The 14,283-nt window shown below is 61.5% G+C and carries 14 protein-coding genes; 4 read left to right on the forward strand and 10 right to left on the reverse strand.

The annotated features are described in order from the left end of the window. The 4 genes from BJD99_RS16845 to BJD99_RS16865 all read right to left on the reverse strand — a co-directional run. Positions 1 to 562, reverse strand: a 562-nt coding sequence (locus BJD99_RS16845) for a dTDP-4-dehydrorhamnose 3,5-epimerase family protein (protein WP_084345249.1), incomplete at its 3' end; no start/stop codon positions are given. Between the two features lie 11 nt (positions 563 to 573). Beyond that, entirely contained in the window at positions 574 to 1,443 is an 870-nt protein-coding gene (rfbA, locus tag BJD99_RS16850) for a glucose-1-phosphate thymidylyltransferase RfbA (RefSeq protein ID WP_084345248.1), read from the reverse strand. A 44-nt stretch (positions 1,444 to 1,487) separates the two neighbouring features. Beyond that, the gene (locus tag BJD99_RS16860) at positions 1,488 to 3,050 is read right to left on the reverse strand and encodes a hypothetical protein (protein ID WP_256895887.1); all 1,563 of its coding nucleotides are present in this window, start codon (positions 3,048 to 3,050) and stop codon (positions 1,488 to 1,490) included. Then, complete coding sequence (locus BJD99_RS16865; RefSeq protein ID WP_143542211.1) at positions 3,040 to 3,825, reverse strand: hypothetical protein; 786 nt, start codon at positions 3,823 to 3,825, stop codon at positions 3,040 to 3,042. The genes BJD99_RS16860 and BJD99_RS16865 overlap by 11 nt, the downstream gene beginning before the upstream one ends. 86 nt (positions 3,826 to 3,911) lie before the next feature. On the opposite strand from BJD99_RS16865, the gene rfbB reads away from it, so the two are divergent. After that, positions 3,912 to 4,916 (forward strand): dTDP-glucose 4,6-dehydratase, encoded by a 1,005-nt coding sequence (rfbB, locus tag BJD99_RS16875; RefSeq protein WP_084348409.1) that lies wholly within the window; start codon positions 3,912 to 3,914, stop codon positions 4,914 to 4,916. On the opposite strand, the gene BJD99_RS16880 is transcribed toward rfbB, so the two are convergent. The 5 genes from BJD99_RS16880 to BJD99_RS16900 are packed head-to-tail and all read right to left on the reverse strand — an operon-like array spanning position 4,913 to position 10,476. Then, complete coding sequence (locus BJD99_RS16880) at positions 4,913 to 5,746, reverse strand: glycosyltransferase family A protein (RefSeq protein ID WP_084348362.1); 834 nt, start codon at positions 5,744 to 5,746, stop codon at positions 4,913 to 4,915. The two genes, rfbB and BJD99_RS16880, sit on opposite strands and share 4 nt — an antisense overlap. Further along, positions 5,743 to 6,165 carry a GtrA family protein gene (locus BJD99_RS16885; RefSeq protein WP_084348363.1) on the reverse strand — a complete coding sequence of 141 codons (423 nt, stop codon included), beginning with the start codon at positions 6,163 to 6,165 and terminating at the stop codon, positions 5,743 to 5,745. Before BJD99_RS16885 ends, BJD99_RS16880 begins: the two co-directional genes overlap by 4 nt. Beyond that, positions 6,162 to 7,130, reverse strand: coding sequence for an NAD(P)-dependent oxidoreductase (locus BJD99_RS16890; RefSeq protein ID WP_084348364.1), 969 nt, complete (start codon positions 7,128 to 7,130; stop codon positions 6,162 to 6,164). Before BJD99_RS16890 ends, BJD99_RS16885 begins: the two co-directional genes overlap by 4 nt. Next, positions 7,127 to 8,167: a glycosyltransferase gene (locus BJD99_RS16895; protein WP_179142389.1), complete on the reverse strand. Its 1,041-nt coding sequence runs from the start codon at positions 8,165 to 8,167 to the stop codon at positions 7,127 to 7,129. The genes BJD99_RS16890 and BJD99_RS16895 overlap by 4 nt, the downstream gene beginning before the upstream one ends. Positions 8,168 to 8,181: 14 nt before the next feature. Next, complete coding sequence (locus tag BJD99_RS16900; protein WP_084348365.1) at positions 8,182 to 10,476, reverse strand: hypothetical protein; 2,295 nt, start codon at positions 10,474 to 10,476, stop codon at positions 8,182 to 8,184. 151 nt (positions 10,477 to 10,627) lie between these two features. Here BJD99_RS16900 and BJD99_RS16905 point away from each other — a divergent pair, with 151 nt between their 5' ends. The 3 genes from BJD99_RS16905 to BJD99_RS16915 are packed head-to-tail and all read left to right on the forward strand — an operon-like array spanning position 10,628 to position 13,399. Then, positions 10,628 to 12,511 (forward strand): glycosyltransferase, encoded by a 1,884-nt coding sequence (locus BJD99_RS16905; protein WP_084348366.1) that lies wholly within the window; start codon positions 10,628 to 10,630, stop codon positions 12,509 to 12,511. Between the two features lie 23 nt (positions 12,512 to 12,534). After that, a complete protein-coding gene (locus BJD99_RS16910) occupies positions 12,535 to 12,984 on the forward strand; it encodes a helix-turn-helix transcriptional regulator (protein ID WP_084348367.1) in 450 nt (149 codons plus the stop codon). Between the two features lie 10 nt (positions 12,985 to 12,994). Next, positions 12,995 to 13,399: a VOC family protein gene (locus BJD99_RS16915; RefSeq protein ID WP_084348368.1), complete on the forward strand. Its 405-nt coding sequence runs from the start codon at positions 12,995 to 12,997 to the stop codon at positions 13,397 to 13,399. 6 nt (positions 13,400 to 13,405) lie between these two features. On the opposite strand, the gene BJD99_RS16920 is transcribed toward BJD99_RS16915, so the two are convergent. Beyond that, positions 13,406 to 14,260 carry a TylF/MycF/NovP-related O-methyltransferase gene (locus BJD99_RS16920; protein ID WP_084348369.1) on the reverse strand — a complete coding sequence of 285 codons (855 nt, stop codon included), beginning with the start codon at positions 14,258 to 14,260 and terminating at the stop codon, positions 13,406 to 13,408. Between the last annotated feature and the right edge of the window lie 23 nt (positions 14,261 to 14,283).

Consider the following 14,283-nt stretch of genomic DNA (forward strand, 5'->3'; position numbering starts at 1 on the left):
CGGCGTCGATGGCCTGCGCGAGTGAGGGTGCAGCTTTGTCTTTGTCGGAGAGCTGGTACTCGAGCGGTGAACCGTCGCGAGCAAGGGTGGGCCAGTCGATCGCCAGATCGGTATCGAGCGGATTCATGTCGCGATCCAAAGCCGGGGTGTACTCGATCGAGCACAGGTACATCACCGTCGAACCGTCTTCGAGCGACAAGATCGCATGCCCGAGGCCTTCCGGGAGATACACCGCACGACGGTCGACGTCGTCGATCAGCACGCTGTCCCACGTCCCGAATGTCGGCGACCCGACCCGCAGATCGACGATCACATCCAGAAACGCACCCTTGGTGCAGGTGACGTACTTCGCCTGGCCGGGAGGGGTGTCGGTGAAGTGGATACCGCGCAGCACCCCGGCGGCCGAGACCGAGCAGTTCGCCTGCGCCAACTCCAACGGCCGCCCGACGGCCTGTTCGAAGTCCGAAGATTTGAACCATTCGAAGAACACGCCGCGATCGTCACCGAACTGGCGTGGGGTGAATTCGAAGGCACCGGGGATTTTCAATTCACGAAAGCTCATCTGCAGATCCTCTACTTGCCGCGATCGACGAGGTCGAGCAGGTATTGCCCGTACCCGGATTTGACGAGCTTGGTTGCCCGTTCCCGCAGCTGATCGTCGGTGATGAATCCGCGACGCCACGATACTTCTTCCGGTGAACCAATTTTCAGGCCCTGCCGTTGCTCGATGGTGCGCACATAATTGGAAGCATCGAGTAGCGAATCGAAGGTGCCGGTATCGAGCCATGCCGTCCCTCGGGGCAGGACTTCCACGGCGAGACGCCCGGCATCGAGGTAGTGCCGGTTGACGTCGGTGATCTCGTATTCCCCGCGCGCCGACGGCTGAAGATCGCGGGCGATGGCGAGCACGTCGTTGTCGTAGAAGTACAGGCCGGGGACGGAGAAGTTCGACTTCGGGACCTTCGGCTTCTCTTCCAACGAGATCGCTTTGCCTGCGGCGTCGAATTCGATGACGCCGTAGGCGCTGGGATCTTTCACCTCGTACGCGAAGACTGCTGCGCCGTCGATGTCACCGAATCGGCCGAGTTGCGATCCCAGTCCGGGGCCGTAGAAGATGTTGTCGCCGAGCACCAAAGCGGCACTGTCGGAGCCGATGTGCTCCGCTCCGAGGACGAACGCTTGAGCGAGCCCGTTCGGCTCGTGCTGGACCTTGTAGGTCAGGTTGATGCCGAACTGGGAGCCGTCGCCGAGCAGACGTTGGAACTGCTGCGAATCCTGTTCGGTGGTGATGATCAGAATGTCGCGGATATTGGCCAAGATCAGCGTCGAGAGCGGGTAGTAGATCATCGGCTTGTCGTACACCGGCACCAACTGCTTGCTGATGCCCATCGTGATCGGATGAAGACGCGACCCGGTACCGCCCGCCAGAACAATTCCACGCATATTCGGAAGTCTCGCAGATCAAGAAGGTAATCGCGCGTCCGCGGTCACTGCCATTCGATGCGAAACGGCTGTTCCTCGGTCTGTAGTGGCCAATTTCCCGGCCAATCGACGCGAGGGTCTGCGCGAAGCTCGCGCACCTCGGCGGGTATGGGTTTTGCGTCGAGTTCTATGCGGTCCCAGGTGGTGTCTTTCACTGAAACTCGTCGAGCGAACTCACGCAGCTCCGGTGACGCATGTGTCGATTCGGCGAGGCGCGCAAGGAACTTTGCCGTGACGGTGTGACGCGCGGTCGACGAGCCGATGGTGACACTGTCTGCGTGCCGACGTGCCGCATCGAGCCGACTCAGCGAGTCGAGTATGCGATCTCGAGCAGCACTCATGGCTGTATCTTCGGTCATGCGTCCTGCCAGGGTGCTGTGCCTTCTCCGACGGAGAACCGCTCGTCGGGAGTGAAGATCACTGGGGTGATGTCGGCGGTCTTTCCGGTGTCGACTGCGGTTTGTCCTTTGTCGAGGAAGTCGGTCAGAGGGGTCAGATGCTGTTCGATGCTCCGGCCGATCTGACCGGTGGGATCGGTGATCGCTGCCAGGAACCGCCCGAAGTCGTCGACCACTTCCTCGATCTTGCGGACGAAGGTCCATGGTCAGATCCATAGCTTGCCAGCATATTTCGATTATTCTTTCGATCTGCCAGGCAGTTCCGAAGATAGGGATCTTCTTGGCCATGACTTTGATCGCCCCTCGCCCTGAACCGACGTCTACTTCTGCTTCGAGTAGTTCGACGATCTTGGCGATCACTGTTCTGACGGCATCTCGTATCTTCTCGGCGATGGCCTCTGCAATAGCACTGACGGTGCGGCCACACGGACCCTCCCAGTGTATTGCAGCCACTTGACGCCCCGCGTAGTCCGAAAAAGACTGTGCTGCAAGCCCGTCCCAGTATTCGTCGACCCGCCGCACCCCCGCTTCCAGTGACGATGCCGCTGCCTCCATCGCGTTACCGGCTATCTCGAATGCCTGCCCGAGTCGACGGATTTCGTTCCAATTGCCGGTGACCGGAATGGTCGCGTCGTTCAGTGGACTCCAACCCGACAGTTCGAAGATGGTGCGGTCGATTTCACCGAGCCATCCGGCGGCTTCGTCGATCGTTTCGCGGATATCGTCGACGGCTGGGTTCGGAGCTGGATATTCAATCCCGTCAGGTGACCCGTATTCGGCTGCGGAAAGGTACTCTCCGACGTTGCCTACAGCCGGAGTCTCGGATGTACCCGGTTGTGTGAGTGGAAACGGAAGCAGATCGGTGTGCGCATTGAGTGCGTCGTAGTTCTTCTGATCTTGATCGTCGTACAGCCACGCTGCCTTCTGCAGTTCGTTGCCGATATAGCGGCAATTGGCAGCGAGGTGGACATGGCGGCCGCGCGTGTACTCCTGGTAGTTCGTGATGAACGGTGCCAAACGTTGCAAAATCTGTCCGGGGATGGTGCCGCTGAGGCCTGCATGTTCGCCGATATAGCGATGGCTCGCCAAGGTGCCGTGACCGATACGGTCTGCCAGCCTTCCGAGGCCGGCAATTTCGGACGGATAAGTTCTGAGTTTCTCATGTTCCATTGCCAACTCCGTCCTTCGAGTCGGTCCGACGAATTGTGGAAATAACCTGGTCGGCCACCGAATGGTCGAGCGCGCCCTCGACGTCTTGATGGAGTTCAATCATGAACACTGCGACTGGGGCCGTGGCGTATGCGGTCATTGCCACGACGTCGAAGATCGCTTCGGTAGGGTCGCAGAGTTGTCGCTGGTGAATTCCAGTGACCGAAACCGTGTATCTCACTGCACGTTGCCCTGCGACTTCGACCTCGGTGGGCTCCGCGAACGCGACAACTGGTGGGGGCGCGGTGGTGTCACCAAAAATTATCTCTGCGCCGCGCGCAGCGTCGAGTGCTGCGGCATAAACATCCATACCGTTGCGACCCGTCATTCCGGATTCGGCCAATGTCGATCCGTCTGTCTCCGGGCAGTATTTGTAGCCGAAGTCACCAATGGCCCCATAGGTCACAGACTCATCTCCAGTGGTCCAAGTCACATACCCACCCGAGAAATTTCGCCAGTCCGCAGGAATGTCGTAGGTCAATCCGAACTTGGTGTCGATGGGCTGAGGCTGCCCGTCGGGCACCACGATCTTCGGCGGCGGCCGTTCCATCGACGGAAAACCCGGTGGAAGGGGAGGCGCGGTGGTCTTCGCAGCTGTCCCCGGCGGAGGCGTCGCGGCCATAATGCCCTCGTATCGCTCCGGTACCTCCGGTGCGATTTTCGGCAGTCCCCACAGCAATGCGTTGAAGGCGACCAGGCTTACCGCCAGTCCTAGAAGTTTTTTGCGTAGCCCCATGGCACTCCCCCCGAAGTCGCCGAAACGCTAACACGACGCAACGACAAGGTCGGCTCGAAAGCGGTCGGGCCGGTATGGTTGCCCTCATGAAACTGCTCGTTACCGGTGGCGCCGGGTTCATCGGTGCCAACTTTGTGCATCAGACCGTGGCCGAGCGACCCGATGCGCAGGTGACGGTGCTCGATGCCCTCACCTATGCGGGTAACCGCTCGTCACTGGACTCGGTGGCAGACAAGATCGACTTCGTCGAGGGTGACGTCGCTGATGCAGAACTGGTGAACCGGCTTGTCGCGGATACCGATCTTGTAGTTCATTTCGCTGCGGAGTCGCACAACGACAACAGCTTGAGCAACCCGTGGCCGTTCGTCCACACCAACGTCATCGGTACGACGACGCTGCTGCAGGCCGTCCGTGAGCACGACGTCCGCTATCACCACATCTCCACCGACGAGGTCTACGGCGACCTCGAGCTCGACGACCCGGCGCGTTTCACCGAGTCGACTGCGTACAACCCGTCGAGTCCGTATTCCTCGACGAAGGCGTCGAGTGACCTTCTGGTGCGGGCGTGGGTGCGGTCGTTCGGGGTTCGCGCCACGATCTCGAACTGCTCCAACAATTACGGCCCGTACCAGCATGTCGAGAAGTTCATTCCCCGACAGATCACCAACATTCTGTCCGGTGCCAGGCCGAAGCTGTACGGCGCCGGTCACAACGTGCGGGACTGGATTCACGTCGACGATCACAACCACGCGGTGTGGACGATCATCGAGAAAGGCCGGATGGGCGAGACGTATCTGATCGGCGCCGACGGCGAGAAGAACAACCGTGAGGTCCTCGAGACGATCCTCGAGGAAACCGGGCAGGCCGCCGACGCATTCGATTTCGTCACCGATCGACCGGGCCACGATCTGCGCTACGCGATCGACTGGACCAAGCTTGAAACCGAATTGGGTTGGACACCTGAGTACGTGGACTTCCGCAGCGGCCTGAAGGCGACGGTCGACTGGTACCGCGAGAACGAGCAGTGGTGGCGTCCGCAGAAGGATGCTACCGAGAGCGTCTACGCCGCAAAGGAATCAGTACTTCCTTAGCTCTTCGACATGCGGTGGCGCAGGAGTAGATACACTGCGCGCCTCATGAACGATGTTGCCAGGGCTTTCGTATTCCCGAGGCGGACATCGTTCTTGGACAACAGGTCCGGCACATCGGAGCTCAACGATCGGTGGAAGTCCGCCGCCTGGCGTGCCTGCTGTGTTGCCAGCTCCACACTCCACTGACCAGAACTGATCCGGAACGATGCGAGGGGTTGCGCTATCGCGAAGATGTCGCCTTGTAACGCCACACTGATGAATGTGGCTTGGTCGATCAGATAAGGATGACTGTTGTCCCACAGTCCAATCTCCTGCAACGCATCCCGCTTCATCAGTACGCAGCCGGGTTCGCCGAAAATGTTGGCGCCTGCGCGTACAGCGGTGCGCGCGGCCTCCCTGCCCGACACCAGCCCGCTGAGCCCACCCAACCCCCTGGCTGCGATCACGGTCTTACCGTTCGCATCGATGAGTGTTCGCTGAGACGCGACGAGTACAGCTGAAGGGTTTGCGTCGAAAGCGGCAACTTGCGCGTCGAGCGACGTCGGAAAGATCGTGTCGTCTCCGCATACCAGTTTCACCAATTCACCGGTGGCTTCGGCAGTGACGCGGTCCCAGTTTCGTTTCGCACCGCCACCCGCTTCGGTGGTGAGCACTCTGATCCGGGGGTCGTCGTACTTCTCGATCATCGCCATCGTCTCGTCGCTGGACGAGTGATCGGCGATGACCAGTTCGAAATCGGTGAACGTCTGTCCAAGAATCGATTCGATCGTCTCACCGATGTACTCAGCGTTGTTGTATGCCGGGACTACGACGGATACGCGTGGGTTCATGAGGCTGTCTTTCTGCGAAACGAGAAGTCGCGGTAGCCGAAGAAACTGACGACTGCCATCACTGCTGTGACGACCAATTGTGAAGGGATGGGCGGAAAGTGGAAAAACGATACCGCTACGGTCATCAACGAGATATTTGCGAGAAACGCACCGAAGTTGACGACGAAAAATCGCCACAGATCTCGAAGGAAGTGCCCGCGCACTCGGAACACCAGGTAGCGGTACATCGCGAATGCACAGAGCACATTGCACAGGTACCCCAGGACGATGGCGGCATGGTAGCCGTACCGCTCACCGATGATGAGTTGCCACACGATGAACCAGCCGGTGCCGAGGGCAGTATTGACGCCACCCACCAGAAGAAATGCGAGCGCCTGGTTCTTCACAATGCGCATGAGCGGCCCAGGTGATCCGGTCATTCCTGCTGGGGGAGAAGGTGTTTCGGGTTCGGTCCTCTGCCAGCACCCAGTGCCTGGCGAGTCGCGTGGAGCGTAGATGCGATTCCTGCGGGCAACGTCCGGTGGGTTCGCCGGTCTATCTCCGGCCACACGGTCGAGCGCAGCCTGAGATCGCGTCCTTGGAACGCGGCCAGCGGCGACGCAGCGAGCACCACATTCGGTCGTCGGCGAAATACAGTGCGACAGGCACCGAGGATCGAACCGATTGTGACGGCTTGCCCGGAGGCAAATATTTTCGTCGTCGGCGGTGTGGTTCGTCGAGCCGAAAGGGTCAGTGTGTCGGCCACCATCTCCGCAGCGTCGGAAACGTAAAGGTAATCGCGGAGTGTGTCCATGGGAACGTAGATCGACACCGGTGACGCCATCAGGTATCCACGACACAGGTGCGAGATGAGTCCCTGTGGCTTGCTGAGGTTTTGGCCGGGCCCGTAGAGGTTGGCGAACCGCCCGATCACGACATTGATCCCGCTGCGTATGCCGAAGTTCATGGCGATACTTTCAGAATCGAGTTTCGCTCGGCCGTAGTCGCCCAGCGGAACGACCTGTGTTTCCTCGTTGTGCGGCGCGCCGACGGCTCCGGCGTAGACGCCGCCTGCGGAGGAGGCGAGAAAGAATGTACCGTCGGCGGATTGCTTGCCTGCAATCTGCTCGAGGACATCCGCGATAAGGGCGTTTTCTTCAGCGAATTCTGCTGCGCTAGTGCCGTTTACGCCTGCCCCTGCGGCCCAGACGATGTTCCAGGTGGCGTCGCTGAAGGATCCGAAGAACTTCGCGCAGTCCTGCATCAGAGTCGCTTTGGCTGATGCATGATCGGACCACGGCACATTGCTGGTGTAAACGATGTTCCCGCGGCGCCGAAGTTCGCGGTTGACCGAGGAACCCAGTAGCCCACCGCTGCCGACAATCCACGTATACGTCGGGCTCACGCCGACGAGGTGGGTCGAGGTGGGTCGACTGTCGGGGTGGTCCGACCGAGCGGACCGTCGGCGGGGTCGGCAACGATCAGGTACGGAGGTTTACCCATCGCGGTCTTCACGTTGACGCCGACGTACTCGGCGACCACGCCCAAAGAGAACAGTGTGGCGCCGAAGCCGAACAAGAGGATGACCATCGTCGAGGCCCAACCGCGTACCTCGGAACCGAGATCGAACAGTAGATAGGAGGCGAGGACATACAGAACGAGCGCGAGACCGAGCCCGGCGAAGGCAACCCCGATGAGGCTGACCAGTCGCAGACCCTTCGTGCCGCTGGAAAGGACCATGCGCCAGAAATGCGACAGAAGAGTTCGCAGTCGGTACCCGGAGCGACGGCCGTGCTCCTCCCGAAGTTCTACGGGGCTGGTGGTGACCTCTCCGGCGATCCAACCGAGCGCGACGTCGAGATAGGCCTCGGAACCCGCATATGCAGCCACCGAGCGGCCGACCTCACCGAGGACGAGGCGGTAGCTCTGGTAGCTCACAGTGTTGTCCGCGGCCATCGCCTTTGCGATAAGCCATTTGGATCCGCGTGAGGCAGCATTGCGCCAGAATCCGTGCGGTGCAGCGTTTGTCGGCTTGGCATAGACGACAGACGCTCGAAGATCGAGAGCCGTGTCGAGCAGGCCGCCGATGTCTGCCGGATCGTGCTGGCCGTCCTCGTCCATGGTGACGATCCACTCACCACCGCTCGACGCCATTCCTGCGAGGGTGGCGGGATGCTGCCCGAAATTGCGGCTGAGCCACACGCCGCGGACAAAGGTGTGTTCTTCGGTGAGCGCGCGGATCACATCGGCCGAGTTGTCGGGTCCGTGATCGAAGACCAGCAACACTTCCTCGACGATCAGCGGGCGACCACCCGGGGAGTAGGTCACCGACGTAAGCGGCAGTATTTCGCCGATGAGCGTGCGCAGCGTCTGCTCACCTTGATAGACCGGCACCACGATAGAGATGCGGTGCGGATCGGGGGCAGTGTCTGGCAGGGGCATCACGGGGTGTGAGCCTATCTGCTCTCTGCGGAACTGATGCGGTCCGACGCCTCGGGTTCGGTGATGTTCTCGACCGACAACCCGTCGCCGGCTCGTCTCGGACGGCGTCGACGCAGGTCGAAGACCACGAGTACCGCCAGTAGAAGAACTCCACCCGCGATCCCGACCAGGCCTAGTCTCTGACCGGGGGGCCGGAACGAGATCGCGAGGTCAGCGTTGTCGGTTCCGGCAGGTAGGTCGACGTAGAGGAAGATGTCACCTAGACCTTTGGTCTGCAGTGGCTCACCGTTCAACGTCGCGCTGTACCCGGGCCAGGCCAACCGTGCGAAGACGACACTGCCGCCTGTCGGCGAGCTCACGTTCACTCTTTCGGAGTTCGTGCTGGACGACTGGGGCACTGCCGTGGCGTCGACTGTGGCCACCACACGCCCGATGTCTTCGGGAATGAGACCGTCGATACGTTCGAGTACGTAGATCTGACGCTCGGCTTCAGCCGTCGGAGGGGTGACCCACTTCCATCCGGCAGGGGCAGGTTGCGAATTCGCGAGTGGATATTGGTTCTTCTGGAGGACGACGCGATCCAGACGCATCAGGTCTGCGTAGGTCTTACCTGTGTAGATCTCCACTTCAAAGAGTCGCCGGAACGCGTCAGAGCAGGTGGATCCCTCGTGCTGGAGGCAGAGCAGATTGGCGAAGTCGAGGTAGCCGACCGGGGTGTAAGCGTTGACGTAGTCGAGCCCGAGAACCTTGGCAGAGTTTCCGTACACCTGCGAGTGCCACGGTAGGCGAGGGTCGTCGGCGCTGTCGGCGCTGGTCTCTGTCAACGTACGGCTGCCGAGTTGCAGCGTCTCGCCCTCCCACTGCGGAAATCCGGACCTGGCTTCGGACTGGGTCGTCGGAAGCCACCATTTCGCGAAGGGCGGGTCGTACGAGGCAACCTGATACATCGCGACGGGCGCGATGGTGAGAAGCAGCAACGCTGCCGTTGCGCGGGTGGAAAACCGGTGGGCGAGGAACAGTGCCACGGCACCGACGGCGACGATCAGTAGACCGGACACGACGTGGCGACCGAAAAGTTCGGGTCCTGACGAACCGGCCCTGAGCACGAGGATCACGGTCAGCAGGGATGCGGCAAGTAGACGCGGGCGGAGTTTGTCCAAGGTTCCGTACCTGCTCACCAACGTCGCTACGAGGATCAACGCGACGAGAGCGACGAACGGAAGGACGCGCGCGGGCCAACGTATCGGCCCGATATCGCTCGGACCTGCGGTGAAGACGAGGGCGAACACAAGCAGAATCAAGGGGGCCGTGAGCTCGCGGAGAGCGGCGGGCACGCGCTTCCACGCTATGAACGCCAGCGCCGGGACGAGGAACCAGGCGATATACGTGGCAGGTGAGGCGGTCGTCTCGCCCGACCAGGATTCGATACTTGTCACCGAAGTCGGGATGCTCGCAGTCAGCGTCTCCGACCATGGAGCGGTCAAGAAGTTGTCATTGAAGGTGCCTTCTTCTCCGCTGCGCCACGTCACCGATGACGTCAGGACACCGGGCAGGAAGGTGATGGCCCCGCACGCTGCAGCAGCGATCCCGACCCCGGCCACTCTCAGAGCGGCCCTCCACTCACGCTGGAAGACCCATTCCCCGATTGCCACCGAGCCGACAACGACCCCGGCCATGACCGCGGCGTGTACGTATCCGACGCTGATGGCGAGATACAGGAATACGAACGGCATGATCGGGCCGGAACGCCCACGTGCGTAGGACACCGAGCTGGCCCACGCGTTCATGATCCACGCTGTTCCGATGAGCGCGGTGACCCACGAGGTGTTCTCGAAGAAGAGTGTGAATCCGACGAATGGCGCACTGGCACCTGCGACCGCGGCCCACGACGGTCGGGAACCGTAGGCGAGGGCGACGCGGTACACACCCCACGCCAGCACGACGGAGAACCCGAGTTTGACACCCGTCGCAAGCAACGCCAGGTTGTCAATCGAGGGAGAGAGGTAATTGATAGCCATCTGGACCGGGTTCCAGAGCCCGCCCTGACCCTCGACGGGATAGTTGCCCGACATCCATTGGTCCAACACAAGCGAAGGGAACTGGCCCTCGCGCATGATCCGTCCAAGTTGTAACCAATTGGGCACGGCGCCGGATTCGGTGTCGTCGATATAGAAGAACCGCGGATCGACGCTGAGAACGAGTAGATACCCGAGTGCGACGACCGCAGCGGCGGCGGCTGCCCACAGGAGACGCTCTTTACGGCTGCCGAGCGCAGCGCTGTGGACGTGCTCGGCTCGGTTGGGGATCACTGTTCACTCCGTGAATCTGGTTGACGACAACCGACTGTATCGCGCTGCATCCTCACAGTAGAAACGGTGCGTACCGTGCGTCGAACCGTTGACGGCCGGGGCTGTGCGACCATGGGCAGTGATTCTTCGACAAGATGGGGTTCTTCTAGGTATGGACGGCACTGCTCTCAATCGTCTCGATGCACCATCGAACGGCCTCGGCGCCGCGGACAATGCAGGCCCGTGCGGATTAACCGCGCAGCGCCTGCTCTTCGACGGACCGTCCCCACTGGTCAGCGCCGATATGTATGCGAACGTCGCGAAGGGAAATGCCGAGCGCTCGCGCTACGTCGCTGTACTCTCCAAGCGCACCACCGTCGACACCAATAGCTACTTCGGACGGTTTCCGGCCAGTTACTGGCAGCGTTGGACCGACGTCACCGAGGTCAGATTCGAAGCTGCGGTCACCGGGGCGGGGCGCATCGACATCGTCGCGACCGACTCGAAGGGCCGCAAACGGACGGTCTCGAGCACCACGATCGACACCGACGGGCAGTCGAGCCGTCTCAGCATGGCAGTGAAGGTTCAGCAGTTTCTCGACGGCGGCGCCTTGTTCGTCCGGTTCTCCACCAGCTCGGGTGAGCTGACCGTGGAAAGCGCGGAGTGGTCGGTCGATGCACCGGAGAAGCTGCGTCCCACCTCGGTTGTCATCTGCACCTTCAACCGCGCCGACGACTGCGCGAACACTTTGGCCGCGATGGCGGACGATCCGATCGCGCTGAACGGAGTCGACAACGTATATGTGGTCGATCAGGGCACGGATCAGGTGCAGACACGCGCGAAGTTCCAGCGAGTTTCGGCCGAGCTCGGCGACCAACTGGTCTACATCACCCAACCCAACCTCGGAGGCGCCGGCGGATTCACCCGCGGCCTGTACGAGGTGCAAGGTAAGGGTGGGGATCCCGCGAACGTCATCTTCATGGACGATGACGTGCTGTGTGAGCCCGAGGCGCTCGTCCGGATGAATGCATTCGCGAACAAGACCGTCGAGCCCGCGATCATCGGCGCGCAGATGCTCTATCTGCTGCATCCCGATCGCGTGCACGTAGGCGCCGAGGTTGCCAATCTGCAGAAGATCGAAGCCGGTCTTCACGTCAAGGACGCGATCTCGGACAAGAGCGCGCTGAAGAAAAAGCAGGACATTCGCGTCGACGCCGGTTACAACGGTTGGTGGTCGTGCCTGATCCCGTCGGAGATCGTCTCGCAGATCGGCTACCCGCTACCTTTGTTCTTCCAGTGGGACGACATCGAGTACGGCTACCGCGCTCGCGCGAACGGCTTTGCCACTGTCACCCTTCCCGGCGCTGCCGTGTGGCATGCGGACTTCGCGTGGAAAGACTGGGACGAGTGGCACAGGTACTTCAATCTCCGCAACGGCATGATCACCGCTGCATTGCACGGAGGCCTCGACGGTAGAAAGCTTGCGCGCCAACTGAGTACCGATCTGTTCCGCTACCTGGTTTCGATGCAGTACGGGATGGCGTTCACCTTGATCAAGGCCATCGAGGACTTCCTTGCCGGTCCGAGCAACCTGGTCGACGGCGGCATGGAGGCGGCCGGGGCGATTCGCCGTGAGCGGGCGGCGTATGGGGAGACCAAGCGGCACAACGCAAATGCGGTGCCCGACGTTCGTCCGGCAGACATGTTCATCACCCCGGCAGGTCCTACCCCGAACAAGAAGCTGGAATGGGCTGTGCTGGCCAAGCGGGTCCTCAATCAGTGGCGCGGGCGAGTACACCCCGGACCGGTTGCGATCTCGGCGGACGACGCACATTGGTGGCATGTGTCGCTGTTCGCGCACGCAGTCGTGACAGATCGTTCGCAGGAAGGTGTGCGAGTTCGCAAGCGCGACAAGGACGCTGCCAAGACGCTGTTCATACGCGGAGTGCAGGCACTGCGTCGTCTGCGGACCGAGACCGCGGACGTGTCCGACGCTTACCGAATCGCGATGCCCGAACTGACGAGTCGCGAGAATTGGGCACGGCTCTACAGCTGAACCTCGGGCGTAGGATTTCACCCATGAGCGGGGCCGACCTCGAAGAACTGCGTCATCTTCGTCGTGCCCGCGATCTGATGGATCGCGAGTACGCGAGTCCTCTCGACGTCCCGACGCTGGCCCGCGCGGCGTACATGTCGACGGCTCATTTCAGTCGCCGGTTCCGCGATGCCTACGGTGAGACGCCCTATGCCCATTTGATGACGCGGCGCATCGAGCGCGCCAAGGCGCTTCTGCGTCGCGGAGACATGAGCGTGACCGAGGCGTGCTTCGCCGTCGGCTGTACCAGTCTCGGTTCTTTCAGTGCTCGCTTCACCGAGATCGTGGGTGAGACACCGAGCGCGTATCGCTCACGCGATCATCACGACAGTCGGGTGGTGCCCAGTTGCTCTGCCATGGTGCTGGGACGGCCGCGTCGGAGTCCGGCACAAACGAGCAGGATCGAAGAAGCACCGGTCGTCGCGCAGCCCTAGATTTGCAGACATGACAGTCTCACTGAGCCACGTACATGTCCTCGTCGACGATCCCGACGCCGCATTGCTCTTCTACCGCGACACCCTCGGGCTGGAGGTGAAGAACGAAGTTGCCAACGACGGGTTCCGTTGGATCACGTTGACCCCCGCCGAGCAGCCCGAAATAGAGATCGTCCTGTCGCAGCCTCATGCCGGTCGATCGGCGGAACTCGGCGACGAGTTGGCCGCCCTACTGGCGAAGGGCGAGCTTCCCGGGGTGCTGTTCCGCGCCGACGACCTCGATGCGACGTTCGACAAGGTGCTGGCAGCGGGTAATGCCGAAATCCTGCAGGAACCCGCGAGTCAGCCGTGGGGTGTCCGTGACGCCGCCTTCCGTGACCCGGCAGGAAACCTCGTCCGGATTTCTCAGGCCTGACCTCGCCTACAGCGACGGCGCTCGCCGGATCCGCACGACCACCTGCTCGTTGTCCGCGGTGTAACCGAGGTAGTCGAATTCGGTACCCGTGCGCGCGACGAACTCGGTCCACGCGCGGTACTCGTGATTACGCCAGCCCGGGAAGTTGAAGTACTCGTCGAAGGCGATGACGGTCCCGACGACGAGTCGGTCGGCGACCAGGTCGAGCACCGTGATCGTCGACGAGTACAGGTCCGCGTCGAGGTGTAGGAACGCCAGGTTGTCATCGTGGTGCTTCAAGAACTCTGGCAGCGATTCCTCGAACAAACCGGGCACGATTTCAGCACCCGGGACCTGGGGCAGGTTCTCCTGCTCGAACAGGCCCTTGGGGAATCCGCTGCGCCAGGTTTCGGGTAACCCGGAGAAGACATCGAACCCGGCGACGATCGTCACGTCCTTGTTCGACGCGGACTCCTCGGCGATGATTTCCAGGGTGGTGCCGCTGGCTACCCCGAATTCGAGCGCCATGCCGGGGACGGACACTTCACCGAGCGCGAAGCGGAGCGTTGCGTGCGGACGGAGGAAGGTCGGCGCTTTGGGCATGACCTCCTCGGCGAACTCGGCGCTCTGCGCCGCTGCCTCGACGTCGGACGCGTACGGGATGTCGCGTCGCATACGCATTTCCAGGCCACGGATGAATGCGTGGAGGTCGTCGATCTCTCGGCGTTGACGGTCGAGGATCTCGAGAAGCTTGGCTTGCTGAGTGCCTGTCTGCTCGGCCAATTGGGCCGTCTGCTTGTCGAGAACTTCGCCGATTGTCCGCTGAATTTTCTCGCGTGCCGAATGCCGAATTCGATCCGTCAGCTTCCGAGGTTCCGTCATGCGCACACGGTAGCCGAGGATGG

It is taken from the genome of Rhodococcus sp. 1163 (assembly GCF_002091985.1).
Lineage (GTDB): Bacteria > Actinomycetota > Actinomycetes > Mycobacteriales > Mycobacteriaceae > Rhodococcoides.